This window comes from Rubrivirga halophila (assembly GCF_046845755.1).
GTDB lineage: Bacteria > Bacteroidota > Rhodothermia > Rhodothermales > Rubricoccaceae > Rubrivirga.
The window spans coordinates 66,739-87,135 of the sequence record NZ_CP177357.1 but is presented as its reverse complement, the minus strand read 5'-3'; the positions used below and the strand labels follow the sequence as shown (position 1 = coordinate 87,135).

The following is a 20,397-nucleotide window of genomic DNA, read 5'->3' as shown; positions in this document are numbered from 1 at the left end:
CGGCGTGCAGGGGAAGGCCCCACACGCGAGGCGCCGAGCCGTGAGGTCCGGGGCCGGGCTATGTTTTTCGCGCCCCGCGCTGGCCCCTGCTTGCGTGGCGCCTCCATTTCCACCTCCCCCGTGCCCCCAGTCCTCTCTCATGTCGCGCCGGTCGGGCAAGCCGACTGCGTCGTGGTCGGGGCAGGATTCGCCGGGCTCGCTGCCGCCGCCGACCTCGAAGCAGCGGGCCTGTCGGTGCTCCTGCTCGACGCCCGCGACCGCGTCGGCGGACGGACCGAGGCGGGCGCGCTCGCCGGACAAACGGTCGACCTCGGCGGCATGTGGGCCGGCCCCACGCAGACGGCCCTGCTCGAGCTGGCGGACCGATTGGGGGTGGCCACCTTCCCGACGCCGCTCGACGGCCGGAGCCGGGGGCGGCTGGGTGACCTCCGCTTCGAGGCCCACGGCGAGGCGTTCGAGGACGAGATCGGGCTGGTCTCGAAGGTGCGCCTTGGCTTGCTGGTCCACAAGCTCGGCCGGCTGCTCCGGCACGTCGACGCCGAGGCGCCGTGGCAGGGCGCGCGAGCGGCGGCGCTCGACCGCGAGACCGTCGCGTCGTGGGCGGCGCGCGAGGTCGGCGACCGGACCGTGCGCCGCCTGCTCGACTTCGTGGTCCGCTCCGTGTTCTGCGCCGAGCCCGACGACCTCTCGCTGCTGTTCTTCCTGTTCTACCTCAAGGCCGCGGGAGGGCTGGAGGTGCTCATCCAGGCCGGGCCGGGCGGCGCGCAGAACCTGCTGTTCCACGGCGGCCTCCACCAGCTCGCCGTCCGGATGCACCGCGCGCTGGCGGCCGAGACGCGGCTGGAAGAGCCCGTCGTGGCCGTGCACTCGACTGACGACGGCGTTGAGGTGGTCACGTCGGCCGGGCGGCACCGCTCGGCGCACGTCGTGGTGGCCGTGCCGCCGGCCCTGTGCGCCGGCCTCGCGTTTTCGCCGGCGCTGCCGGCCCGGCGCCGCGCGCTGCTCGCGCGTCAGGTGACGGGCACCTGCATCAAGGTGTGGGTCGCGTATCGGCGCCCCTTCTGGCGCGACGCCGGCCTCAACGGCGGCGTCGCCGACGACACGCGGCCGTTCTCGCCCGTCTACGACGCCACACCGCCGGGCGCGCCGGTCGGCCTGCTGGCGGGCTTTTTCGACGGCGAGGCCGCCGTCGCGTGGAGCGAGCGCACGCCGGAGGAGCGCCAGCAGGAGGTGGTGGCGACGCTGGCGGAGCACCTCGGGCCAGAAGCCCACGATCCGGTCGGCTACGCCGAGCGCGACTGGACGCGCGAGCCGTGGTCGCGCGGGTGCTACGGCGCCTACCTCCCGCCGGGCGCGTTGTCGAAGTACGGCTCGGCCCTGCGCGCGCCCCACGGCCGCGTCCACTGGGCCGGGACGGAGACGGCGTCGGTGTGGTCGGGCTACGTCGAGGGCGCCATCCGCTCCGGCCGCCGCGCGGCGGCCGAGGTGGTCGCCGCGCGGTCGGCCATGTCCTGAATCCCGACACTACATCGCGGGCTCGCCCTCGGGGCCCTTCGCGTTCGGCGGGTCCGTCCCCTGGAGCGAGACGACGTACGCCAGCACCTCGGCCCGCTCCTGCTCGCCGAGTTGGCCGTCCATCGGCGGCATCCCCTTGGTGGGAAAGCCGACCGTGATCGAGGTCCACAGCTGCTCCGGGTCGGCGCCGTGGATCCAGAACGCGTCGGTCAGGTTGGGCCCGATGACGCCCTCGCCCGCGGCGCCGTGGCAGGCCGCGCAGATGGCGGCAAAGTGGGCCGCGCCCGCCTCGGCCATCTCGGCGTCCCCGGCGTACTCCGCCAGCGCGCCCGGGTCGGTCTTGAAGGCCGGGCCCGTCGAGGCGTACGCCAGCCGGACGGCCTCGAGCTGCTCGCCGCGCTCGGCGAAGTCCTCCTCGTAGGTGTCGATCCAGCCGAAGACGTGGACGCCCAGCATGTAGACCGGCGCGAACACGATGCCGGCCCAGAACAGGCCGACCCACCACCCGGGCATCGGGTTGTCGTACTCGCGGATGCCGTCATACGTGTGCCCCTCGATCACCCGGTCGACGGCCTGGGTGCCGACGGCGGCCTCGGGCAGCGTGGCCGCGTCCGGGGTGCGGAGGGGGGAGTCGGGGTCGGGCGCGGTCTGGCCCGGGTCGGTGTCGCCCAGGCCGGCGGCGGGGTGGTCAGGCATCGGTGTCCTCGGGGTCCAGGAAGGGCAGGGCGTCGTCGAGCGGCTGGCGCTTGAGCGCTTCGCGCTGGCGGCGCGGCAGGGTGAGGGCGTAGGCGACGACGAGCAGGAAGGCGACCACGAAGGCGACGACGGCCACCTCGGCGAGCGCGCCGGTCTGCAGGGCGCGGACGGTCTCTTTCCACATGGGGCTAGGGGGCGAGGGCGAGAGAGGGCGCGTCGAGACTGTCGGCGCGGGCGCGGTCAACACCGAGGCGCTGGAGGTAGGCCACCATCGCCGTGATCTCCTTGTCGGCGAGCCGCTCCGGCCCGCCCTGGCTGGCGACCTCGGCCGCGATCGCGGCGGCCTGGGCCTGGGCGCTCGCGGCGGCGCCCGCGATGTCGGCGTCGGTGTAGGGGACGCCGAGCGTGCGGAGCCCGCGCATCTTGCCGGGCAGCCCGCCCAGGTCGAGCGGCGTCGCCAGCAGGTGCGGGTACGGCGGCATGATCGACTGCGGGCTCGTCGAGCGCGGGTCCTCCATGTGGCGGACGTGCCACAGGTGCGGGTACTTGCCGCCCAGGCGGGCCACGTCCGGCCCGGTCCGCTTGGAGCCCCACAGGTGGGGCGTCTCGTAGGCGCCCTCGGCGGCCGTCGAGGCCGGGCCGTAGCGGAGCGCCTCGTGCTGGAACGGCCGCACCTGCTGGCTGTGGCAGTTGTTGCAGCCCTCGGCGATGTAGAGGTCGCGCCCCGCCAGCTCGAGCGGCGTGTACGGCTCGAGCGTCGCCAGCGGCTCGACGGCGCCGCCGACCAGGAACACGGGGGCGAACTCGACGACGGTGCCGACCAGGATCGCCAGCGTCGTCAGGACGGTGAACACGAGGGGCCAGCCCTCGAGGCGGCGGTGGAGGCCATTCGCGCGGAGAAAGCGGCTCATCGGGAGGGGGGCGTGGGAGACGGGCGGCCCAGGACGCTAGGCGAGGGAGGGGGCGGAGGCCAGGCCGCCGTCGCCCGCCACGGCGCGGCGCGGGACGGCGACGGCGGGGTCGGGCAGGTCCTTGGGCGCGCGGCGGATCGTCTGGACCAGGTTGACCATCATGAACACCACACCGACGAGGTACATCGTCCCGCCGATCAGGCGGACCCAGTACATCGGGCGGACCTGGACGACGGTCTCGACGAAGTCGGGGTAGAGCAGGCGGCCGGCCTCGTCGAACGCCCGCCACATCAGGCCCTGCGTGACGCCCGACGCGTACATCGCCAGCACGTAGAGCAGGATGCCGATCGTGCCGATCCAGAAGTGCCACGTCGCCAGCTTCGGGCTCCACAGCGGACGGCGCCACAGCCGGGGGATCAGCCAGTAGATCATCCCGAACGTCATGAACCCGTTCCAGCCGAGCGCGCCCGAGTGGACGTGGGCGATGTTCCAGTCCGTGTAGTGCGAGAGCGCGTTGACGGTCTTGACGGACAGCGCGGGGCCCTCGAAGGTGGCCATCCCGTAAAACGTGATCCCCACGACGAACATCTTGAGGACGACGCTCTCGCGGAGCTTGTGCCACGCGCCGCGCAGGGTGAACAGGCCGTTGATCATGCCGCCCCACGACGGCATCCACAGCATGATGCTGAAGACCATCCCCAACGTCGCGGCCCACTCGGGGACGGCGGTGTACTGGAGGTGGTGCGGGCCCGCCCAGATGTAGATGAACACCAGGCTCCAGAAGTGGACGATGCTCAGCCGGTACGAGAAGATGGGCCGCTCCGCCGCCTTGGGCAGGAAGTAGTACATCAGCCCCAGGAACGGCGTCGTCAGGAAAAAGGCGACGGCGTTGTGGCCGTACCACCACTGCACGAGCGCGTCCTGCACGCCCATGTAGATCGGGTAGCTCTTGAACAGCCCGACCGGGAGGGCCAGCGAGTTGCCGATGTGGAGCACGGCGACCGTCACGATCGTGGCGATGTAGAACCACAGCGCGACGTACATGTGGGGCTCGCGGCGGCGCCACAGCGTCCCGAAAAAGTTGACCGCGAACACGACCCAGACGACGGTGATCGCGATGTCGATGGGCCACTCCAGCTCGGCGTACTCCTTCGAGGTCGTGATCCCGAGCGGGAGCGTGATGGCGGCGGCCACGATGATGGCCTGCCAGCCCCAGAAGTGGACCCGGCTCATGGCGTCCGAGAACATCCGCGCCTTGCACAGCCGCTGCGTGCTGTAGTAGATGGCGGCGAAGATGGCGTTCCCCGCGAAGGCGAAGATGACCGCGTTCGTGTGGAGCGGCCGGAGCCGCCCGAAGCTCAGGTACTCGCCCAGGTTCGCCTCGGGGAACGGGAGTTGCAGCGCCAGCAGGGCGCCGACCAGCATCCCCACGAAGCCCCACAGGGACGTCGCGATCACGAACCACCGCACGATCTGGTCGTCGTAGCGGAAGACCTCGAAGCGGGCGGCGGCGTCGGACGGGGCCTCGGCGGCGGGGGCCGCGAGCACGGCGGACGGGGGGCCCGCGGACGGGAGCTCGGACATCGGGGGCGGGTGGGGTGACGTCGGCCAAGCTCCCGGCGCGCGCGTGCGCCCGGCGGCGGCGGCACGCTCCGTCCCCCGCCGTCCGCGCCCCGCCCGGCGTGCGGGGGCGCCCCCTACAGGCGCCGCTCGCCGTCCGGCGCGGCGCCGCACGCGCGAGCGCGCCGCCCCGCTGCCCATCGGCCGACGGCGGCGCCAGCTTGCGGGACACCCTCTCCCCACCGTCATGACGCTCAACATGGGCTCCGTCGACCGCACCCTGCGCCTCGTGGTCGGGGCCGTGCTCCTGATCGCCGCCGTCTTCTTCCTGGGCGGCACCGCCGCCTGGGTCGCCGGCATCGTCGGCGTGATCCTGCTGGCGACCGCGGCCGTCGGCACGTGCCCCCTCTACCTCCCCTTCGGCCTGTCGACGGTCCGCAAGCCGTCCTGAGGAACCGCTGACCAGCCCAGATCAAGCCATCCCGAGCCCCACGAGGGCTCTCAGCGTAATCCTCCAACTTGCGACGAGCGGAACGGGGGCTTGCCAGCCGTGTTGCGCCAACTCCGCACTGGCTGGGCCTCCCCCCATCGTCATCCTGAGCTTGCGAAGGATCTCGACGCCACCCCCGCGGGCCATCGGGACCGGAAGTCTGGGCATGCAGGCTCGCGTTGAGATCCTTCGCTAGCGCTCAGGATGACAGGGCAGAGCGGGAGAGTTCACCACACGTGGTCGCCCCACCTTGGACCCAAGGTGGGTCTAGTCGTCGATGGCGGAGCAGACGAGGTCGCAGAGCGCGCGGAGCGTGGGGTCGGTGATCCGGTAGCGCACGTGGAGCCCGTCGCGGCGGCCGTCGACGACGCCGGCCTCCGCCAGCAGGCGGAGGTGCTTCGACGTGTTGGCGTGGCTCTGGCCCGTGTCGTCGGCCAGCTCCTGCACGGTCCGCTCCTCGACGTCGTACAGGGCGCGCAGGACGCGCAGCCGCGTGGGGTCGCCGAGCAGGCGGAACCGGGCGGCGGCGGCGTCGACAAGGTCGGGCGGGACGAGCGGGGCGTCGGGCATGGCGCAAGCTAGGTCCGCTCACCTTTGTCGTTCCTTCGCGAACCATTGGGACAACTGGACAGTTGTACACTCAACCAACCAGTTGTACATCCCGCATGGACCCCGTCTCCCCCCTCCCCTGGTACGTCGCCGGTCCGCTCATCGGGCTGGTCGTGCCGGCCCTCCTGGTGTTCGGCGGCAAGGTGTTCGGCGTTTCGGCGAACCTCCGCCACGCCTGCGCTGCGCTCCCGCTCCCCGGCAAGCCCGCCTTTCTGCGCTACGACTGGCGCTCGGCCGGCCTGTGGAATCTCGTCTTCGTCGCCGGGATCGCCGCCGGCGGCTTCCTGGGCCTGCGCGTGTTCGCCACGCCCGGCGCCCCGCTCGCCCTGTCGCCCGACACCGTCGCCTCGCTCGCGAGCCTCGGCATCACCAACCTGGCCGGGTTCGTCCCGACCCAGCTCATCTCTTGGTCCGCCCTGGCCACGCCCGTCGGCGCGGTGATGGTGCTCGGCGGCGGGTTCCTGGTCGGCTTCGGCGCCCGGTGGGCCGGCGGCTGCACCTCGGGCCACGCCATCTCCGGGCTCGCCGACCTCCAGATCCCGTCGCTCGTCGCCGTCGCCGGCTTTTTCGTGGGCGGCCTGGCGGTCACCCACCTGCTCCTCCCCCTTCTCCTCGGTTAGCCCATGCGTTCCCCCACCCCCCTCTTGCGCCAGCCCGACGACGCCGGCGCGCTCCCGACGGAGTGCCTCGACACCGAGCAGGTCGCGCCGGCCTATCGCGAGCGCGCCCTCCTGGAAGGGAATCAGCCCCTCGCGCTCGCCGTCTACGGCCTGCTCGGCGCGGTCGTCGGCCTGGTGTTCACCCAGAGCCAGGTGATCTCGTGGTTCCGGATCTACGAGATGTTCCGGTTCGAGTCGTTCCACATGTACGGCATCATCGGGTCGGCCGTCGTCACGGCGGCGCTGTCGCTCGTCGTCATCAAGCGGCTGGGCCTGACGACCGTCCACGGCGAGCCGATCGAGCTGAGCCCCAAGGCGTGGGGCGGCTCGCGCGTGCCCGGCGCCCGCTACTGGATGGGCGGGACCGTCTTCGGGCTCGGCTGGGCGCTCTTGGGGGCCTGCCCCGGGCCGCTCGTCGCCCTCATCGGGGGCGGCATCTCGGTGATGCTCGCGGCGCTCGTCGCCGCGCTCGCCGGGACCTGGGCCTACGCCGCCCTCCGCGACCACCTCCCGCACTAGGCCGTGGAGCGTGGGACGCGTTCCCACCCGCTCCGCCACGTACCCTTCCTGTCTCTGCCCCGACCGCCATGCTTTTCCGCCAGATCACCGACCGCACGCTTGCCCAGTACGCCTACCTCATCGGCTGCCAGCGCACCAAGCAGGCGCTCGTCGTCGACCCCGAGCGCGACGTCGACCGCTACCTCGCGATTGCCGCGAGCGAGGGCCTGACCATCACGCACGTCGCCGAGACCCACATCCACGCCGACTTCCTGTCGGGCGCCCGCGACCTCGCGGAGGCGACCGGGGCCCAGCTATTCCTGTCCGCCGAGGGCGAGGCCGACGGCTGGGGCTCGTTCTGGGCCAAGGACCGGGATGATGTCACGTTCTTGCGCGACGGCGACACGTTCGCGGTCGGCAACATCGAGCTCCGGTCGGTCCACACGCCGGGCCACACGCCCGAGCACCTGAGCTACCTCGTCGTCGACCACGGCGGCGGGGCCGACACGCCGATGGGCCTGGTCTCCGGCGACTTCGTGTTCGTCGGCGATCTGGGGCGGCCCGACCTCTTGGAGAGCGCGGCCGGACAGGGCGGCGCGCAGGAGCCCGCGGCGCGCGCCCTCTTCGACTCGGTCCAGCGCTTCCTCGAGCTCGACGACGAGCTCCAGGTCTGGCCCGGGCATGGGGCGGGCTCGGCGTGTGGCAAGGCGCTCGGCGCCATCCCCCAGTCGACCGTCGGGTACGAGAAGCGCTACAACGGGGCCATTGACGCGGCGCACCGGGGCGAGGACGACTTCGTCGCCAACATTCTGGACGCCCAGCCCGAGCCGCCGCTCTACTTCGGCCGGATGAAACGGCTCAACCGCGACGGCGTGCCGCCGCTGGCGGCCCTCCCCACGCCCCGCGCGCTCGCGCCGGCCGACCTCAGCGACCTCGGCGACGCGGTCGTGGTCGACACCCGGGCCGACCGCTCGGCGTTCATGGCGGCGCACCTGCCGGGCGCGCTCTACAGCCCGTTCGACACCTCGTTCAACACCGTCGTCGGCTCGTTCGTGACCGACCCGGAGGCCGAGATCGTGCTCCTGATCGCCGCGGCGGACGTCGAGGCGGCCGTCCGCGACCTGGTCCGGATCGGGCTCGACCGCGTCGTGGCGTACGCCACGTTCGAGACGCTGGCGGCCCACGTCCAGGGCGGCGGAGAGACGGCGACGATCCCCGAGGTCGGGTTCGAGGCCGTCCGCGACCGCGAGCCCGGGGCCGCCGTGCTCGACGTGCGCCGGCTGGCGGAGCACGCCGCGGGCCACGTCCCCGACGCCACCAACGTCGCCCACACGCGCCTGGCCGACCGGCTCGACGAGGTGCCCGACGGGGCCCCGCTGTACGTCCACTGCCAGAGCGGCGTCCGCGCGGCCGTCGCCAGCGCCTTCCTGGCGCGCCAGGGCCACGACGTGGTCTACGTCAACGACGGCTTCCCGCACTACCGCGAGATCGCCGACGACGTCGAGACCGGCGTGCCCGCCGCCGCCGCCGCCTAGCCCTCCCCTCCGATGACCGACGCCTTCGTCCGCTTTATGGTCTCGCCCGCCGGCCGCGCCGCGCGCGTGGGCGCCGGTCTCGGGCTCCTGGCCTGGGGCCTGGGCCGCCGCGACACCGCTGGGGGCGTCGCCGCTGCCGTCCTCGCCGCCGTCCCGCTCGGCGCGGGCGCGTTCGACGTGTGCGTGCTCGGCCCCGCCCTCGGCTACCCGCTCGACGGGCCCGACGCCCGCCGCGCGACCTCCTGACTCCGCGGCCCGGGGCGCCTTCCCACCGCCCGCCCTCGCCGCTCCCCTACGTCCCCCCCATGCTCTACGCACTCCTCGGCGCCGTCGCCATCGGCCTGGTCCTCGGCCTCCTCGGCTCCGGCGGCTCCATCCTGACCGTCCCGGTCCTCGTCTACCTCGCCGGCCAGCCCGACAAGGTGGCGATTGCCGAGAGCCTGGCGATCGTCGGGGCCATCGCGGCGGTCGGCGCCGTCCCGTACGCGCGGCAGAAGCTCGTCGACTGGCACTCGGTCCTGTACTTCGGCGTGCCGGGCATCGTCGGGACGTATGGCGGGGCGGCCCTCGCCAAGTGGATCCCCGGCGCGGTCCAGCTCGCGCTCTTCGCCATAGTGATGATCCTGGCGGCCGGGCTCATGCTCCGGGGCAAAAAGGACCTCGAGGCGCGGGGCGGCGAGCCCCATGCGCGCCAGCCGTTGTGGCTCATCGCAGTCGAGGGGCTGATCGTCGGCGTCCTCACCGGGCTCGTCGGCGTCGGCGGGGGGTTCCTCATCGTCCCGGCGCTTGTGCTCCTGGGCGGGCTCTCGATGCGGATGGCCGTCGGGACGAGCCTCCTCATCATCGCGGCCAAGAGCGCTGCCGGGTTCTGGAAGTACACCGACGTGCTCGCCGAGACGGGCCTCCACGTCGACTGGGGGCTCATCGGGATCTTCGCGGCGATCGGGATCGCGGGCTCGTTCGTGGGCAACGCGCTCAGCCAGCGCGTGCCTCAGGCCCAGCTCAAGCGCGGCTTCGCCGTCTTCCTGGTCGTCATGGGCATCTTCATCCTGTACAACGAGGCGCCCGCCGTCTTCGCCACCGCCCTCCTCACCCCGTAGTACCCTCCATGTCCTTCCTCTCCCGCCTCATGTCCTCCTCCGACCTCTCCCCCGCCGACTACGTCGCCCAGCGCGACCCGTCGGCCCCGCTCCTCGATGTCCGCACGCCGGCCGAGTACGCCCAGGGCCATCTCGCGGGCTCCGTCAACGTCGACGTGATGGCGCCGGACTTCCTCGAGCGCGTCCAGGCGATGGACCTCCCCGAGGACGGCCCGATCTACCTGTACTGCCGCTCGGGCAACCGGTCGGGGAACGCCGCGGGCGCCCTCAAGAAGCTCGGCCACGCGGGCGCGCTCAACGTCGGCGGCTTCGACGCGCTGGCGAAGGCCGGGGCCGAGACGGCGTAGCCGAGAAACGCGAGAAGAGGAAGGGGCGCATAGAGAAGAGGGGGTGCCTGAACGCCTCCTGCCCTCCCCTCCTCTTATCTCTGACGGGCAACGCCGTCCGAGCACGACGGACCAAGTCCTCCTCAGGCCACCTCGGCGATGTCGCGCAAGGGACGGCGGCGGCCGGCGGGGTCGTCGGCCGGGCGGCCCAGGCGCAGGACGAGTTGCGGCCAGGCACCCCCCACGAGTGCGCCGAGCCGACGGCGGAACGCACCGCCCATCTCGACGGGCTCGTTCGCATACGACACCGCCAGCCCGAGGTCGGCCGCCGCGATCAGCAGGTCGCCGAGCGCGATGCCGGCGCGGAGCCACGTCTCGGGCGCGTCGTCGGCGGTGCCGAGCACGAGCACGGCGGGCGCCTGGCGCAGGATGTCGGCCTTGTGCCGTCCCACGGCGGCCGAGGTCGTCCGCACGGTCGCCAGCCGGTCGCCCTCGCCCTGGTCCCGGTCGCGGACGCCGTCCGGGCGCGGGTCGCCGTCGACGCGGAGCCAGGCGCGGACGTCGATCAGCCGCGTCGGGTGCTGGCCGAGCGCGCGCGTGGCCTCCTCGACCAGGTCCGCGATGGGCTCCTTCTCGTCAGCCGTGGTGACGACCGCGAGCCACACGTCGGGCCCCGCCGCACGGGCGAGCGTCGCCAGGGCCGTCGGGGCGACGGGCTCGTCGGCGAAGTCGCCGCGGTGCGTCCGGCGCGAGCGGAGCGCGCGGAGCCGGCGGTCGTCGAGCGGGCGCGGGGCGGGCTCGAAGACGACGCGCGCCAGCCAGTCCGGGTCGGAGGCGTCGGGGAACAGCTCGAACCGGGCGTCGAGGCCGTCGTGGCTCGCGGCCGTGCGCAGGCCCGCGAGCGCGGCGCCGCAGCTGAGGGTCAGCTCGCGGCCGGCGGGGTCGAGCGCCGGGAGCTGGCGGTCGCGGTCGGCGAAGAGGTCGACGACGCCCTCCGTCAGGCGGAAGCGCCAGGGCTGCGTGTTCAAGACGCTCGGCGCGCGCGAGGCGTCGGCGACGAAGGCGAGCAGGCGCGCGGTGTCGACCGGCGTGAGGAGAGAGGCGAGCATGGGATCAGGCGTGAGCGTCGGTACGGGCGGCGTCGACCTCGGCGCCGTCGCCGGCCAAGACGTCGCGGACGGTGAGGACGGGGCAGGGGGCGGTCCGGGCGACCTCCTCGGCGACGCTGCCAATCAGCGCCCGCCCGACGCCGGTCCGGGCGTGCGTCCCCACCACGACGAGGTGCGCGTGCGTGCGGTGCGCGAGCGCGCGGATGGACGTGGCTGGGTCGCCGGCGACGACGTGGACGCGCACGTCGGCCACGGAATGGGGCGCGGCGCGCAAGCGGTCTGCCAGGCCCTCGAGCACGCGCTCGGCCACCTCGTCCTCGCCGACGGCCTCGGCGATGGGGCTGGCGACGTGGACGAGGTCGAGCGGGGCGCCGTACGCGGCGGCGAGCCGCACGGCCCAGCGCCCGGCGGGCGGCAGCGCGCCCGTGTCGACGGCGTCGGCGGCAAGCGCCAGCAGGATCCGGCGCGGCGGCCACGCGCGGTCGGCCCCGTCGGGGCGCACGGTCAGGACCGGGCACGGCGCCCGGCGCGTGACGGCCTCGGCGACGCTCCCGAGCGTGCCACGCCGCCAGCCGCGCCGCCCGTGCGTGCCCATCACGATGAGCCCGACCTCCTCGTCGTACGCGTGGTCCAAGATGGCCGTCGCCGCGTCCCGGCCGACGACCTCGGTCTCGACCAGCGGCACGTCGACGCCGTCGGCGTCGAGCTCCGACTCGGGCAGGCCGAGGTCGGCGGCGATGTCGGCGGCGGAGATCCGGAGCGAGCCGGTGCCCTCGGGCCAGTCGCGCTCGGGCGCGGCCTCGTCCTCGACCACGTGGAGCACATGGAGCGTGGCGCCGAGGCGGTCGGCGAGGTAGGCCGCGTGGCGGTAGGCGCTCTCGGCACAGGCCGAGAAGTCGGTCGGGAAGAGGATGGTCTCGATGGGGCGCATGGCGGGGTCAGCGAATGGCGTCGTCGGGCTCGACGACGGAGGGAACGGGACGGCGAGGGGTGCCCTGGGCTTCGATCGGCGTCCCGAGGCGGAACACCACCTGGGCCTGCCCGACGCCCGCGACGGCGGAGACCTCGGGGCGGAGGCGGGCCACCTTCGTCGGCTGGTTGAAGTAGCTGGCGGCGAGCCCGTCGAGGGCGGCCAAGAGCAGGACGCGCTGGAGCGCCTGCCCGGCCCGGGCGCGGTCGGCGCGACTGTCGCCCGGCGTGGCGATGACGAGGAGCGCCGGGGCCATCGCGGCCAAGCGGCGCGTCTGGGCGGCCACGAACCGGGCCTCGGTGTGGAGGTAGCTGAGGCGGTCCCAGCCGCCCTGCACGTCGTCGGGGACGCCGTCGGGGCGCGTGTCCCCTACGGGCCGGAGCCACGCCCGGAGGTCGGCGACCATCGCGGGGTCGTCCCCCTGTTCGAGGATGGCCTCGGCGACCAGGTCCGCGAGCGCGCCTTTTTCGGACACCGACGTGACGACGTGAAGCCGGGCGCCCTCGGCGCGGGCGGCGCCCTGAAGGCGCGCGAGCAGCCCGACCGGGACGGGCAGGTCGGCAAACGGGTCACGATTCGTGTGCCGCAGCTTGATGGCGCGAAACAGCGCCTCCTCGGCCGCCGTCGGCCGCGCCGCACCCTCCAGCCGCACCGTCCCGACCAGGTCCGGCGCAGCGTCCGGGCCGGCGAGGTGCACGTCGGGGACGAAGCCGAAGTGGCGGGCCGCCAGCCGCAGCGTCAACAGCGCCGCGCCGCACGAGATGACGGCCTCGCGCCCCTCGGGGTCGACGCTCCTCACGACGCGGGCGCGGTCGACGGAGACCTCGGCGCGCGGGCCGGCGGGGCCGGGCACCACGCGGAACCGCCACGGCTGCGTGTTGAGCACGCTCGGCGCCAGCACGGCCCAGTTGAGCATCGCCTCGAGCTGGGCCTCAGGCGGGCCGCTGGGGAAGTCGGCGTCGGTGACGGCGCGGGGGCGGGGCGGGGCGGCGGTCGGCATGGGGTCGGGGGCGGCGTGTGGGCAGCCTACCGGCTCGCGAGGGCGCGCCACGCCGGGGCCCGTCGCGGTTGCGTGCCGCCCGGTCCCGACGCGGGCCGCGGGGGATCGCCCCACACGCCCCGGCCACCGTGGGGCCGGTCCCGTCGGCGCGCCGTGCCCGGGCCCGTCGGCCTCGCGCGCTGGCGCGCGCCAGCTTGAGGGCCCGCCCCCCTGCCCCCGCCGTGCCCGCCCCGATCCTCGTCCCGACCGACTTTTCGCCATGCGCGGCGCGTGCCGTCGCCCTTGCCCGCCAGCTGGCCGAGGCGACCGGCGCCCCGCTCCACGTGCTCCACGTGCTGTCGTGGCCCGACGCCGGGCCCTTCGAGACGCCCGGGGAGGGCCGGACGGCGGCCGAGGAAGAGGCGGGAGAGAACACGCGCGCGCATGCCGCGCTGGCGGCCGCCGTCGGCGACGGCGCGCACCCGGCCGTCGTCCGGGGCAACGCGCCCGCGATCGAGATCGCGGCGTATGCCGAGCAGATCGGGGCCGACGTGATCGTGGTCGGCGAGAGCGGGGATCGCGGCTCGCGAGCGGCCCTCGGGAGTGTCGCCAGCGAGATCGTTCAGACGGCGCCGGCCGATGTCGTCGTGGTCCCTGCTGGCGCCGCGCCGCCGACCGTGTCCGGCCGCGTCCTCGTCGCCGTCGACTTTTCGGGCGCGTCGCCGTCGCTCGTCCGCCTGGGGCAGCGGCTGGCGGGGGCGCTCGGCGTCGGGCTGGACCTCGTCCACGTCGTCGAGCCGTTCCCGCACCCGGTGCGCTGGATGGACGAGACCGTCGTCGACCTGGCGCCCCAGGTGCTCGGCCGGGCGCACGAGGCGCTCCGCCAGCTGGCCCAGACGACCGAGGCGGGGCCCGAGACCGCGCTCTACGTCGAGCGAGGGAAGGCGGCGCGGACGCTGGCGCAGGTGGCCGAGGCGCTGGGGAGCGAGCTCCTCGTCGTCGGCCCCCACGGCGACCGGCCCGTTCTGGACCGGCTGCTCGGGAGCGTCGCCGAGGGCGTCGCGCGCCGGGCGCCGTGCCCGGTGTGGGTCGCCCGCCGCTCGGTCGGGGACGGCCCGGCGACCGTCGACGAGCAGAGCTACCGCCTGGCCGAGCCGGCGCCCGCCGTGTAGGGCGCGCCCCCGCACGCCGGAGCGCGTGCGCCGCACCCCGCATGGCCGACTCGGCCCGGCACGCGCCGTCCGCCCCATCGCAGATCCTAGGGGCTCCACGACTCCCCCTCCATGTCCCCCATCGTTGCCGCCGTCGATTTCTCGCCCGGCTCCGAGCGCGCCGCCGCGCTGGCGGCGGCGCTCGCCGCTCGCGCGGGCACTCCCCTCCACCTCGTCCACGCCGACGTCCTGTTCCGCTCCGACGGCGGCGGGGCGGCGCCGGGCACCGTCCCGTCGAGCGCGCTCCGGCTGCGGCTGGAGCGGCTCGCGGCGACGCTCGGGCGGCCCGACGCGTCGGTTGCCGTCACGCGGCACACGTCGGCGACGACGGCCCTCGCCGGCTACACCCAGCGCGAGCGCGCCGGCCTGTTGGTGGTCGGGACGCACGGGCGGTCCGGCCTGAGGCGGCTGCTGCTGGGGAGCGTGGCCGAGGCCTGCATCGCGAGCGCGCCGTGCCCCGTGCTCGCCGTTCCCGACGGCGCCGCGCCCGCGCTCGCCCCCACCGCGCCGATTCTCGTCGCCGTCGACTTCTCTGGGCGCAGCCGGGCGGCGCTGTCGGCCGCCCACGCCCTCGCCGGGTGGACGGGCGCGCCGGTCGAGCTCGTCCACGTGATCCGCGACGGCGGCCCGTACCCGCCCATCGCGCCCGGCGTGCTGTCGCTGTCCGACGTGGACCCGACGGCGGCGGACTCGGTCCGCGAGCGGCTGTGGCGGTTCGCCGCGCAGGGCCCGGACCCGGCGCCGGCCGACGTCCACGCCGGCCTCGGGGCGCCGGGCCGCGTGATCGCTGCGCTCGCCGCCGAGCGCGGGGCCGGCGCCATCGTCATCGGGACGCACGGGCGCACCGGCCTGGCGTGGCTCGTTGGGAGCGTCGCCGCGAGCACGTTGCGGCGGTCGCCGTGCCCCGTGCTCACCCTCACCGAGGCCGTGCGGATGCCCCGGCCCGTCCACTCTGCCCTTTCTTGATCCTGCCGTCCTTTCCGGCTCCTGCCATGATGACCCTGCACACGATCCTCCTCGCCGACGACGGCTCGCCGATCGCCGCCGCCGCCCGCGCCCACGCCGACGCCCTGGCCGCCCGCCACGGCGCCACGCTCCACGTGCTCCGCGTCGACCTCGTCCCGCCCGCCGGCGACCTGCGCCAAACGGCGACCTCCGAGACGCGGAGCCCGGGCGTGGTCGAGACCGTCCGGTATGCGCCCTCGGCGGAGTCGGCCATCGTCGACTACGCCGCGGAGATCGGCGCCGACCTCGTCGTCGTCGGGACGCACGGGCGGTCGGGCTGGCAGCGGTGGTCGCTGGGCTCGACGGCCGAGGGCGTCCTGCGGCGGTCGCCGTGCCCCGTGCTCACCGTCGGCCCCGAGGCGCACGACCGGGGCGGGCCGGTGCTGGCGCCGCTCGCGTTCGAGTCGTCGTCGGACGTCGCGCTGGAGGCGGCCGTGGCCGTGGCCCAGAGCCGGGGCGTGGGCGTCGTCGCCCTCCACGTGATCGAGCCAGTCGTCATCCCGGCGCCGTACGCGGTCGCCTTCGACCCCCTCACCCAGTCCGAGGTCCGCGACCGTGCCCGCGAGGCGCTGGCGCGCTGGGTAGAAGCCGTCGGAGACGCGGTCCCCATCGCGACGGAGGTCCGGGGCGGGCCAGCGGCGCGGTCCATCGTCGAGGCAGCGACCGAGCACGGCGCGAGCGTGATCGTGCAGGCCAGCCACGGCCGGCGCGGCCTGAGCCGCTGGCTGCTGGGGTCCGTCGCCGAGCTGGTCGTCCGCCAGGCGCCGTGCCCCGTGCTGACGCTGCGCGCCGAGGCCCGGCCGCCGTGGTCGGCGAGCGACGGGCTGGCGGCGGTCCCCGCTGATGACTGGCCCGCCCTCTTCGACCGGCTGTCGGCGCTCGTCGCCGACGGGCCGCACGCGGTCACCGTCGAGGTCGTCTCGCCGGACGCCGAGGGCGTCGTGTACCGCGACGTGCCGCTCGTGGGCCTCACCTTCGACGAGCGCGACGACGCCGTCGAGGTGCTCGTCGCCAGCGGCGGCCACCACGTGGTGCGCCCGTTCGCGGTCCGCGCCGACGGCGGGGCGTGGGAGGCCGACGCGCTGGCGCTCGGCGCGGGCCCCGGGCCCCACGTCATCGAGGTGGTCCGCACCGACGGCGCGCGCGAGCGCCTGACCATCGGCGCGCTCGCCCCCGCCTGAGCCTGGAGCGGGGCCGCTAGCTTGCCCTGCCCGTCTCCCCTGCCCGTGCCGCACACGCTCCCGCCCGCCCTGGCCGTCCCGCTCGCCGAGCTCGCCCTGCGCGAGCTGGCGCAGGCCGGCTTCGGCGAGGCCGACGCGACGGGCCGCACCGAGGCGATGATCGTCGCGGACGCGCTCGGCGCCCCGGCCGCCCTGTTCGCGGTCGACCCCGACACCGGGGGCCTCGTCTCCGACGCCACCGCCGGGTGGGCCTCTCCGGGGCCGATCCCCGTCGAGGGCGCGCTCCTCGAGGCGCTCCGGGGGCCCGCCTGCGTGCCGCTGGCGCCGGTCCCCGACGCGCTGGCGGCGACCGGCGTCGGCGGCGGGCTGGCCGTCCGCATCGGGACCACGCACCGGCCGCTCGCGCTGCTGGCGGTGCTGCCGCCGGACGCCCGGGCGTTCGGGCCCGACGCCCGGGCCTTCCTGCTCGCCGCCGCCGCCGCGCTCCACGCCCGGTTCGCGCTCGACGACACGCGCCACGCGCTCGACGAGAGCCAGGCCCGCGCCCTCGCCGTCCTTGAGACCACGGTCGACGGCGTGCTCACCATCGACGAGCGCGGGACCATCGAGTCGTACAACCCCGGCGCGGCGCGCATCTTCGAGTACGCCGCCGACGAGGTCATCGGGCAGAACGTGACCGTGCTCATGCCCGAGCCCTACCACTCCGAGCACGACGGCTACCTCGAGGCCTACCGGACGACGGGCGTCCGCCGGATCATCGGGATCGGCCGCGAGGTCGTCGGCCGCCGCAAGTCCGGGGCGACGTTCCCCATGGACCTGGCCGTGAGCGAGGTGTCGCTGCCGGGCGGGCGGCGGCTCTTTACCGGGTTCGTGCGCGACATCTCGGAGCGCCGCCTGCTGGAGCGCGAGGTGCTCCGGATCGCCGAGGCCGAGCGCCGCCGGATCGGGCAGGACCTCCACGACGGGCTCGGCCAGGAGCTGACGGCCATCGGCCTGTTCGTCCGCAACCTCGCGCGGACGCTCGACGCCGAGGGCTCGGGCGCGGCCGCTGATGCCCGCCAGATCGTCGAGATGCTCGATGGGGCCGACGCCCACGCGCGCGGGCTGGCGCGGTCGCTCGTGCCGGTCGAGCTGGAGCAGAACGGGCTCGAAGCGGCCCTCGGCCGGCTCGCCGAGCGCGCGGCGGCGCTCTACGGCGTCGCGGTGACGGCGGCGACCGACGGCTCGGGCCCGGCCGAGGCCTCCGCGCTGACGCCCGACGCGGCCTCGAACCTGTACTGGATCGCCCAGGAGGCCGTCTCGAACGCCGTCCAGCACGGCCGCGCCGCCGCCATCTCCGTCCACCTCGTCCGTGGCGCCGAGCGCCTCCGCCTCCGCGTCGAGGACGACGGGGTCGGGTTCGGCGGCACCCTCCACGGGGGCGGGGCCTTCGCGCCCGACGCCCCGGGCGACGACACGCTCGACCCCGGGGTCGCCGCGCCCGCCCGGCCGGTCGACCACCGCGGCATGGGCCTGCGCATCATGCACTACCGCGCCCACCTCGCCGGCGGCGCGCTCGACATCCGCTCGGGCGCGCGCGGCGGCACGATCGTCACCTGCACGGTCCCCCTCCGCGGGACCGGCTTCTCCGTTTAGCTCGCCATGACCCGCATCCTGCTCATCGACGACCACCCGCTCCTGCGCCAGGGCATCGCCATGACGATCGAGGCCGAGCCCGACCTCGAGGTGGCCGGCCAGGTCGGCGACGCCGAGGAGGCGCTCGCCGTGTTCGACGACATCGCCCCGGACCTCGTCATCACCGACATCTCGCTGCCCGGCATGAACGGGCTCGAGCTGCTCAAGAACCTGCTGACGCTCCACCCCGACCTGCCGGTGCTGGTGATCTCGCGCCACGACGAGGAGCTCTACGCCGAGCGCTCGGTCCGGGCCGGCGCGCGCGGCTACGTCTCGAAGCTGGCGGCCGGCGACCAGATCGTGACGGCGATCCGGCGCGTGCTCCGGGGCGGGATCCACCTGTCCGAAGACCTCAAGGACAAGATGCTCTTCGGCGCGGCGTCCGGCGTCAAGACGGGGATGCAGACGCCGCTCGAGGTGCTGAGTGACCGCGAGCTGGAGGTGTTCGAGATGACGGGCCGGGGGATCCCGACGCGCGAGATCTCGGAGCGGCTGCACCTGTCGGTCAAGACGGTCGAGAGCTACCGGTCGCGGCTGAAGGCGAAGCTGGGGCTGGCGAACGGGACGGAGCTGATGAAGCACGCCGTGGCCTGGGTCGAGGGCGAGGGCGCCGGCCGCGAGGGGGCCTAGGTGCGGGCCGCCGTGTCTGGCACGGGACGCCCCTGCGTCCTTCCGATCTACGCCTTCTGAACCACTAGTACCGTCAGGTCGTCGTCCTCGGCGACCTCGGGCGCCCCGGCGCTCCACTTCTCCACGAGCGACTCGACGGCCGTGACGGCGGCCTCGGCCGTGTCGGCGGGCGCGAGCCGGCGGTCCAGGCCTTCGGGCCCCAGTTCCTCGCCGTCGGCGTCCTGCGCCTCGGTCACGCCGTCGGTGTACAGGACGAGCGCGTCGCCGGGCGCGAGCCGGGCCGTGCCCGCCTCGAAGGCGGCGCCCGGGACGACCCCGAGGAGCGGCCCGCCGGTCGTCAGCGCCTCGACGCGGCCGTCGGCGCGGACGATGCGGGGCGGCGGGTGGCCGGCGACGACCGACACGACGGCGCCGTCGGGCGCGACGACGGCCCACGCGAGCGTCACGAACTGGTGGACCTCGGTCGAGTCGAACACGAGCCGGTCCAGGCGGCCGGTCGCGGCGACGAGTGCGGCGGCGGGGTCGTCCCCTGCGAGGTCGGGCTCGGCAAGCCGGAAGCCCGCCTGCAGCGTCGCCATCAGCAGCGACGCCCCGATCCCCTTGCCGACGACGTCCGCCACGGCCACGAGCAGCCGGCCCCCGACGTCGGCGGCGTAGTACGTGTCGCCCGAGACCTCGTGGCTCGGCTGCCAGCGCGCGGCGAGGTCGAGGCCCGGGATCGCGGGCAGCGTCTCGGGCAGGAGCCGCGCCTGCACTTCGCGCGCCAGCCGGACCTCCTCGCGCAGCCGCTCGCGGTCGAGCCGCTCCTCCACGCGGTCGGCCGTCTCGAAGGCGCCGACGGCGAGCGCCGCGAGCGCCGCCACGAAGTCCGACGTGTCACGGTCCGGAGCCCAGTCGGGCGGGGTCCCGAACGGCGCGCCGAGCACGACGGCCCCGCGCGTCACGTCGCCGGCGCGGAGCGGGACGGCCCAGCGCCACGTCTCGGCGAGGGCGGGGTCGTCGATGACGGCGGGGCGCGCCAGCCGGGCGAGCGCGCGGGGCACCTCGGGCGCCTGGCAGCCGCGCACCAAGACGGTCTCCAGCGGGCCGTCGTCGTCGTTGCACAGGGCCACGGCGACGCGGGGGACGAGGAGCTGGCCCATCAGCGACCGCGCGATCTGGCCGGCAATCGCCTCGCGGTCGAGCGCCTGCCCGAACGTCTGCGCCAGCTCGAGCAGCGTCCGCAGCCCGTGCGCGCGCGCCGCGAGCGCGCGGTTGGCCCCGACGAGCGCCTCGGCCGACTGCCGCGCGGCCAGCGCCGCCGCCGTCGCGTTCGCCAGCGACCGCGCGAGCCCCTCTTCGGCCGGCCCGTAGCTCGCGCCGCCCAGCCGCGGCCCCACGCCGACGACCCCGAACCGCCGCCCGCCGTGGCGCAGCTCGACGACGAGCGGGAAGTCGGTCGCCAGCCGCGCCTCATCTACCGAGTCCCCAACGGCCAGCCCGGCCGTGCCCTTCGCGACGGCCACGCGGAGCCCGTCGCCCTCGGCCAGCGCCGCGACCGCGCGCGCCGCCAGCAGGCGGCTCATCAGCGCCAGCACGAGCGCGCCGAGCGGGTCGTCGAGGGTGCGCGTGGCGTCGATGGGGTCGTCGACGGCGCCGAGGGGGGCGAGAGAGGCCAGGTGGGGCGAGGTGTGGGGTTCGGGAAGGTGGCGCAGAGGGCCGGCTGGCGCAAGCGCGGAGCGCGCCTGCTCGCGAGCGCG

20 protein-coding genes and 1 pseudogene are annotated in these 20,397 nt (G+C 75.1%); 13 read left to right on the top strand and 8 right to left on the bottom strand.

Annotation, left to right across the window (positions count from 1 at the left end):
- Positions 1-120 precede the first annotated feature (120 nt).
- The gene (locus ACLIRP_RS00375) at positions 121-1,515 is read left to right on the top strand and encodes a flavin monoamine oxidase family protein (RefSeq protein ID WP_412061967.1); all 1,395 of its coding nucleotides are present in this window, start codon (positions 121-123) and stop codon (positions 1,513-1,515) included.
- Between the two features lie 9 nt (positions 1,516-1,524).
- Here ACLIRP_RS00375 and ACLIRP_RS00370 read toward each other — a convergent pair whose 3' ends face one another.
- The 3 genes and pseudogenes from ACLIRP_RS00370 to ccoN form a co-directional block, all read right to left on the bottom strand.
- The gene (locus tag ACLIRP_RS00370; protein ID WP_412061966.1) at positions 1,525-2,211 is read right to left on the bottom strand and encodes a cbb3-type cytochrome c oxidase N-terminal domain-containing protein; all 687 of its coding nucleotides are present in this window, start codon (positions 2,209-2,211) and stop codon (positions 1,525-1,527) included.
- The gene (locus tag ACLIRP_RS00365; RefSeq protein ID WP_412061965.1) at positions 2,204-2,395 is read right to left on the bottom strand and encodes a hypothetical protein; all 192 of its coding nucleotides are present in this window, start codon (positions 2,393-2,395) and stop codon (positions 2,204-2,206) included. Before ACLIRP_RS00365 ends, ACLIRP_RS00370 begins: the two co-directional genes overlap by 8 nt.
- 4 nt (positions 2,396-2,399) lie before the next feature.
- Positions 2,400-4,706, bottom strand: a pseudogene (gene ccoN / locus ACLIRP_RS00360) (cytochrome-c oxidase, cbb3-type subunit I).
- Between the two features lie 223 nt (positions 4,707-4,929).
- Between ccoN and ACLIRP_RS00355 the strand changes: the two are divergent.
- A complete protein-coding gene (locus ACLIRP_RS00355; protein WP_412061964.1) occupies positions 4,930-5,133 on the top strand; it encodes a DUF2892 domain-containing protein in 204 nt (67 codons plus the stop codon).
- 306 nt (positions 5,134-5,439) lie between these two features.
- Here ACLIRP_RS00355 and ACLIRP_RS00350 read toward each other — a convergent pair whose 3' ends face one another.
- Complete coding sequence (locus tag ACLIRP_RS00350) at positions 5,440-5,742, bottom strand: ArsR/SmtB family transcription factor (protein ID WP_412061963.1); 303 nt, start codon at positions 5,740-5,742, stop codon at positions 5,440-5,442.
- 95 nt (positions 5,743-5,837) lie between these two features.
- On the opposite strand from ACLIRP_RS00350, the gene ACLIRP_RS00345 reads away from it, so the two are divergent.
- The 6 genes from ACLIRP_RS00345 to ACLIRP_RS00320 all read left to right on the top strand — a co-directional run bounded on the left by ACLIRP_RS00345 (position 5,838) and on the right by ACLIRP_RS00320 (position 9,920).
- Positions 5,838-6,401: a YeeE/YedE family protein gene (locus ACLIRP_RS00345; protein WP_412061962.1), complete on the top strand. Its 564-nt coding sequence runs from the start codon at positions 5,838-5,840 to the stop codon at positions 6,399-6,401.
- A 3-nt stretch (positions 6,402-6,404) separates the two neighbouring features.
- Positions 6,405-6,959: a YeeE/YedE family protein gene (locus tag ACLIRP_RS00340; protein ID WP_412061961.1), complete on the top strand. Its 555-nt coding sequence runs from the start codon at positions 6,405-6,407 to the stop codon at positions 6,957-6,959.
- Positions 6,960-7,027: 68 nt separating this feature from the next.
- Complete coding sequence (locus ACLIRP_RS00335) at positions 7,028-8,473, top strand: MBL fold metallo-hydrolase (RefSeq protein ID WP_412061960.1); 1,446 nt, start codon at positions 7,028-7,030, stop codon at positions 8,471-8,473.
- Between the two features lie 12 nt (positions 8,474-8,485).
- Positions 8,486-8,719 (top strand): DUF2892 domain-containing protein, encoded by a 234-nt coding sequence (locus tag ACLIRP_RS00330; protein ID WP_412061959.1) that lies wholly within the window; start codon positions 8,486-8,488, stop codon positions 8,717-8,719.
- A gap of 59 nt (positions 8,720-8,778) precedes the next feature.
- On the top strand, positions 8,779-9,573 hold the full coding sequence (locus tag ACLIRP_RS00325) for a sulfite exporter TauE/SafE family protein (protein ID WP_412061958.1): 795 nt from the start codon (positions 8,779-8,781) through the stop codon (positions 9,571-9,573).
- Positions 9,574-9,581: 8 nt separating this feature from the next.
- Positions 9,582-9,920: a rhodanese-like domain-containing protein gene (locus ACLIRP_RS00320; protein ID WP_412061957.1), complete on the top strand. Its 339-nt coding sequence runs from the start codon at positions 9,582-9,584 to the stop codon at positions 9,918-9,920.
- Positions 9,921-10,042: 122 nt separating this feature from the next.
- Here ACLIRP_RS00320 and ACLIRP_RS00315 read toward each other — a convergent pair whose 3' ends face one another.
- The 3 genes from ACLIRP_RS00315 to ACLIRP_RS00305 are packed head-to-tail and all read right to left on the bottom strand — an operon-like array spanning position 10,043 to position 12,978.
- Positions 10,043-11,008, bottom strand: a complete 966-nt coding sequence (locus ACLIRP_RS00315; protein WP_412061956.1) for an Acg family FMN-binding oxidoreductase — start codon at positions 11,006-11,008, stop codon at positions 10,043-10,045.
- A 4-nt stretch (positions 11,009-11,012) separates the two neighbouring features.
- Positions 11,013-11,939: a universal stress protein gene (locus tag ACLIRP_RS00310; protein ID WP_412061955.1), complete on the bottom strand. Its 927-nt coding sequence runs from the start codon at positions 11,937-11,939 to the stop codon at positions 11,013-11,015.
- A gap of 7 nt (positions 11,940-11,946) precedes the next feature.
- Positions 11,947-12,978, bottom strand: a complete 1,032-nt coding sequence (locus tag ACLIRP_RS00305) for an Acg family FMN-binding oxidoreductase (protein ID WP_412061954.1) — start codon at positions 12,976-12,978, stop codon at positions 11,947-11,949.
- 221 nt (positions 12,979-13,199) lie between these two features.
- Between ACLIRP_RS00305 and ACLIRP_RS00300 the strand changes: the two genes are divergently transcribed.
- The 5 genes from ACLIRP_RS00300 (at position 13,200) to ACLIRP_RS00280 (ending at position 18,658) form a co-directional block, all read left to right on the top strand.
- A complete protein-coding gene (locus ACLIRP_RS00300) occupies positions 13,200-14,129 on the top strand; it encodes a universal stress protein (RefSeq protein ID WP_412061953.1) in 930 nt (309 codons plus the stop codon).
- A 111-nt stretch (positions 14,130-14,240) separates the two neighbouring features.
- Positions 14,241-15,134 carry a universal stress protein gene (locus tag ACLIRP_RS00295; protein WP_412061952.1) on the top strand — a complete coding sequence of 298 codons (894 nt, stop codon included), beginning with the start codon at positions 14,241-14,243 and terminating at the stop codon, positions 15,132-15,134.
- A gap of 26 nt (positions 15,135-15,160) precedes the next feature.
- Positions 15,161-16,354, top strand: coding sequence for a universal stress protein (locus ACLIRP_RS00290; RefSeq protein WP_412061951.1), 1,194 nt, complete (start codon positions 15,161-15,163; stop codon positions 16,352-16,354).
- Between the two features lie 45 nt (positions 16,355-16,399).
- Positions 16,400-17,989 (top strand): PAS domain S-box protein, encoded by a 1,590-nt coding sequence (locus ACLIRP_RS00285; protein ID WP_412061950.1) that lies wholly within the window; start codon positions 16,400-16,402, stop codon positions 17,987-17,989.
- A gap of 6 nt (positions 17,990-17,995) precedes the next feature.
- Positions 17,996-18,658, top strand: a complete 663-nt coding sequence (locus tag ACLIRP_RS00280; RefSeq protein ID WP_412061949.1) for a response regulator — start codon at positions 17,996-17,998, stop codon at positions 18,656-18,658.
- Positions 18,659-18,705: 47 nt separating this feature from the next.
- Here the strand turns inward: ACLIRP_RS00280 and ACLIRP_RS00275 are convergent, their stop codons facing one another.
- Positions 18,706-20,223 (bottom strand): PP2C family protein-serine/threonine phosphatase, encoded by a 1,518-nt coding sequence (locus ACLIRP_RS00275; RefSeq protein WP_412061948.1) that lies wholly within the window; start codon positions 20,221-20,223, stop codon positions 18,706-18,708.
- Positions 20,224-20,397: the final 174 nt, after the last annotated feature.

What these genes read in the sequence shown, in the direction of transcription:
- ACLIRP_RS00370 (WP_412061966.1), bottom strand. Translation starts at nt 2,211, where the DNA reads ATGCCTGACCACCCCGCCGCCGGCCTGGGCGACACCGACCCGGGCCAG.
- ACLIRP_RS00365 (WP_412061965.1), bottom strand. Translation starts at nt 2,395, where the DNA reads ATGTGGAAAGAGACCGTCCGCGCCCTGCAGACCGGCGCGCTCGCCGAG.
- ACLIRP_RS00355 (WP_412061964.1), top strand. Translation starts at nt 4,930, where the DNA reads ATGACGCTCAACATGGGCTCCGTCGACCGCACCCTGCGCCTCGTGGTC.
- ACLIRP_RS00350 (WP_412061963.1), bottom strand. Translation starts at nt 5,742, where the DNA reads ATGCCCGACGCCCCGCTCGTCCCGCCCGACCTTGTCGACGCCGCCGCC.
- ACLIRP_RS00345 (WP_412061962.1), top strand. Translation starts at nt 5,838, where the DNA reads ATGGACCCCGTCTCCCCCCTCCCCTGGTACGTCGCCGGTCCGCTCATC.
- ACLIRP_RS00340 (WP_412061961.1), top strand. Translation starts at nt 6,405, where the DNA reads ATGCGTTCCCCCACCCCCCTCTTGCGCCAGCCCGACGACGCCGGCGCG.
- ACLIRP_RS00335 (WP_412061960.1), top strand. Translation starts at nt 7,028, where the DNA reads ATGCTTTTCCGCCAGATCACCGACCGCACGCTTGCCCAGTACGCCTAC.
- ACLIRP_RS00330 (WP_412061959.1), top strand. Translation starts at nt 8,486, where the DNA reads ATGACCGACGCCTTCGTCCGCTTTATGGTCTCGCCCGCCGGCCGCGCC.
- ACLIRP_RS00325 (WP_412061958.1), top strand. Translation starts at nt 8,779, where the DNA reads ATGCTCTACGCACTCCTCGGCGCCGTCGCCATCGGCCTGGTCCTCGGC.
- ACLIRP_RS00320 (WP_412061957.1), top strand. Translation starts at nt 9,582, where the DNA reads ATGTCCTTCCTCTCCCGCCTCATGTCCTCCTCCGACCTCTCCCCCGCC.
- ACLIRP_RS00315 (WP_412061956.1), bottom strand. Translation starts at nt 11,008, where the DNA reads ATGCTCGCCTCTCTCCTCACGCCGGTCGACACCGCGCGCCTGCTCGCC.
- ACLIRP_RS00310 (WP_412061955.1), bottom strand. Translation starts at nt 11,939, where the DNA reads ATGCGCCCCATCGAGACCATCCTCTTCCCGACCGACTTCTCGGCCTGT.
- ACLIRP_RS00305 (WP_412061954.1), bottom strand. Translation starts at nt 12,978, where the DNA reads ATGCCGACCGCCGCCCCGCCCCGCCCCCGCGCCGTCACCGACGCCGAC.
- ACLIRP_RS00295 (WP_412061952.1), top strand. Translation starts at nt 14,241, where the DNA reads ATGTCCCCCATCGTTGCCGCCGTCGATTTCTCGCCCGGCTCCGAGCGC.
- ACLIRP_RS00290 (WP_412061951.1), top strand. Translation starts at nt 15,161, where the DNA reads ATGATGACCCTGCACACGATCCTCCTCGCCGACGACGGCTCGCCGATC.
- ACLIRP_RS00280 (WP_412061949.1), top strand. Translation starts at nt 17,996, where the DNA reads ATGACCCGCATCCTGCTCATCGACGACCACCCGCTCCTGCGCCAGGGC.
- ACLIRP_RS00275 (WP_412061948.1), bottom strand. Translation starts at nt 20,223, where the DNA reads ATGAGCCGCCTGCTGGCGGCGCGCGCGGTCGCGGCGCTGGCCGAGGGC.